The organism is Hoeflea sp. YIM 152468 (assembly GCF_029210485.1).
Classification (GTDB): domain Bacteria; phylum Pseudomonadota; class Alphaproteobacteria; order Rhizobiales; family Rhizobiaceae; genus Hoeflea.
On the sequence record NZ_JARGET010000039.1, the window covers coordinates 1 to 2,908 of the forward strand.

4 protein-coding genes are annotated in these 2,908 nt (G+C 56.4%); all 4 read left to right on the forward strand.

Annotated elements, in window-relative coordinates; all coding sequences use genetic code 11:
* On the forward strand, positions 1-602 hold a 602-nt coding region (locus PZ897_RS20265; protein ID WP_275754604.1), incomplete at its 5' end, for a tyrosine-type recombinase/integrase.
* Positions 603-695: 93 nt separating this feature from the next.
* A complete protein-coding gene (locus PZ897_RS20270; protein ID WP_275754605.1) occupies positions 696-1,250 on the forward strand; it encodes a hypothetical protein in 555 nt (184 codons plus the stop codon).
* Positions 1,247-2,002: a hypothetical protein gene (locus PZ897_RS20275; RefSeq protein ID WP_275754606.1), complete on the forward strand. Its 756-nt coding sequence runs from the start codon at positions 1,247-1,249 to the stop codon at positions 2,000-2,002. Before PZ897_RS20270 ends, PZ897_RS20275 begins: the two co-directional genes overlap by 4 nt.
* Before the next feature lie 58 nt (positions 2,003-2,060).
* Positions 2,061-2,888: a hypothetical protein gene (locus PZ897_RS20280; protein ID WP_275754607.1), complete on the forward strand. Its 828-nt coding sequence runs from the start codon at positions 2,061-2,063 to the stop codon at positions 2,886-2,888.
* The last annotated feature ends 20 nt before the right edge of the window (positions 2,889-2,908 follow it).

Sequence of the window (2,908 nt, forward strand, 5' to 3'; positions counted from 1 at the left end):
ACCGAATGCAGAAACTACTTCACCGCAGCAGGCTATGGATACACTTGAATGCACGACGCTCTAGGCGTTGGGTTCCGTGGATTTGCGCCTACACAGGGGCACGTGTGGGGGAAATCGTGCAACTCCGCAAACGAGACGTTTTTATGCGAGATGGACATCTCGTCATCAACATCACACCGGAGGCGGTCACCGTCAAAGATGGTGAGGCTCGAATGGTGCCGCTGCACCCTCACCTACTTGAGATGGGTATTGAAGGCTTCATTCAGGGCTCGCCTGATGATCTCCTGTTCATGTGGAGTGGGAAGGATCGAAAGGCATGGCGCACAGCCAAGAACCGCATTACCGAATTCGTTCGCGAGCACCTGGCAGACCCCAACGTTCAGCCCAACCATGCGTGGCGTCATACCTTCAAAACGAGAGGTGCTGAAGCAGGCATAGGGCAACGCATCCTAGATGCCATCTGCGGGCACGAGCCGGGGACGGTAGGAGAGGCCTATACGGACATCACTGTTGCTACCATGTGGAGGGCCATGAACGAGTATCCGCCATACCTTATATCTGTCACTTCCATACAAGAGGCCGACGGACGCTCGTCTTTTTGAATTGGAACAGAGGGTTAGGAGCTTGAAACATCGCTTCGCAAGCTCCACCTGCTTCTGCCGAAGCGAGAAAGCGAAAGCGGCAAGGAGCCGATAATGTTTGTTGAAGACGAGGAAGCGTTGGACCCAAACGAGCCAATTATCATGGATACAGCGGGTAGTTTCTTTCCGGTAAGCGAACAGGGCGCCTGGGCTGCTCTTGTGGTGCAAGAAAAAGCGGACGGTACGGATATTGTCCTTCGGCGCAGAGGCTTCATTTCCAAGAAAGACTGCCCCGGAAAACAGTATAGCGTCCAGGTGGTGGGCATCCGGAATCTCCTTCAAGAACTGCACGATCAAGGGATTCTGGGTGGAGTGACGGTACGCTCTACCGAAGGCGTAATTGTGAAGGCCCTTAACGAGTATATGCCGGATTGGAAAAGGAGGAACGGAAAAAGGGCTGACGGCAAAAAGGTCGCCAATTACTCAGAGTGGCTGGATATTGAAAGGCTAAGCAATATTCTGAACGTTGAATGGCAAAAGCGGAAAAAGGGAAAGGGCGATGGAGTAGCGGAAATCGATCATATCGACCGGGCTCTGGATGAATGGAAACAAGAGCGCCTCGACGAACTCGCGAGGAAACGCGGAATGGCAAGGGACCCCTACGGTTGATCTCGCGCAACGCCCGTCGAAAAGCTGCCGAAACCGTGAAGGAACGTGCCAAGAAGCGCTTGTCCGGTGCCCTCGTCAAATGTGCTGTTCTGGGCTGTCAGCACGCTACCCAAAAGGCAGCCGGAAACGGCCTCTCCAAAACTCACTGCAAGGCTCACGTTGAGTTCCATCGCCGTCATGGTTCCTATTGGCGGCGCTCGTACCTTGCCCGTGAGATTGCGCCATTTCGCAGGGCAGCTCGGCAGTGGTTGCGGGAGCATGAAGGCAGTCCGGAAGTTCTGGATGCGATAGACCAGTTGGATGGCCTTCTGTTCGCATCGGGTCGCCCAATCAGCGCCTTCAATTTGAATGGGCGTAGTTCAGTCGATAAGGCGCAAACCGCGCTGGCGAGGCTTAGAGAAGCGGGAAAGACGGGCGAGGACCTTCTGGAAATTGCGCTTACCATCTCCGCCACCGTTTCGGAGCTTGGACCGAGGGGAAACGATGAGTTTCTCAATGTGCAGGTCGCCAAGTTGGCGCATCGCCTTGCCAGTGGAACGATCCTTAAGAACCATGAGGGCGTGCCCTACAGCGAAATCTACAAAGGCGCGAAGGGCAGCATGTTTGTCCGCTATCCCCGTGCAGCCGGTGGCTACATGCGGCTTCTGGGCCAAGCCATCCTGAAACGTGCCTCTGGGGCTTTGGAGAGGGAGACCATTCAGGCGATCAGGGCCGGGGCGCTTTCCACCGCCTCTGGTGTGGGTAATCATTAAGATGTCAGATCGGGTCTTCGTGCGTGAGGCGGTCAGGTCTAGCAAGGTTGAAATGGAGATGGAAAGTTCGCGCCATCCGGTGGACTGGGATTGGGAGTTTCCGGGCGAGGATAAGGGTGCTGTGGATGCACACCATGATCCCTCGTTGGACATAGCCGCACCGGGTTTAAAGGCGCTTGCTGATCACATTCACGAGGTCATACAGGCCAGCCCCGAATGGAGAACCGCAAGACGGGATGCCCGGCATAGCCGCTACCTTGCCGTCTGCAACATCATCGCCAACCTTGCCCAGCTGGCGGAATCCGAAAGCGCCGAAACGCGCATCGCGATCTCCCTGAGGCAACGAAGACTAACCCGATATGATCGTCTCGATCTGCCTGTAAAAGCGCTTTCCGGCGTTATCGAAGCGATGGAGTCGCTCGGATACCTGGAGGCTTCAAAGGGGGACCAAGGGAAGCCTATTTACGGTCAACCCCGAAGACGCACAACGATAGCCCCAAGCCCAGTCTTGGCGCGAGACATACAGCAGGCCTTGGCCCGACCTACGGACGCGAGGCCGGTGATAGAGCAGCGCTGGCCAACCGAGACCATCATTCTGCGTGCCGGTGGCGGGCTGGGCTCTCAGATCGACTATGAGGATACTCCGGAGAGTACCGGTTTGCGGGCCGATATGGCAGTGATCAACGCGGCCTTGCATAGCGCGGATATCCGGCTTGGCGGAAAGCATCATCCCCGCCGCCGCATCTACAGGATATTCAGAGGAGAAACCGGAGGCGCTCCCCGGTTTGATCGGCTTGGCAGGCTTTACGGCGGATTCTGGATCAACCTCCCCAAGGCCGACCGTCACCGGATTACGATAGATGGCGAGGCGGTTGTGGTGACCTGAGACCCTAAACTTCCTCCAGA

Bases quoted from the DNA above. Each gene is read 5' to 3' on its own strand.
- PZ897_RS20270 (WP_275754605.1), top strand. From the start codon at position 696: ATGTTTGTTGAAGACGAGGAAGCGTTGGACCCAAACGAGCCAATTATC.
- PZ897_RS20280 (WP_275754607.1), top strand. From the start codon at position 2,061: ATGGAAAGTTCGCGCCATCCGGTGGACTGGGATTGGGAGTTTCCGGGC.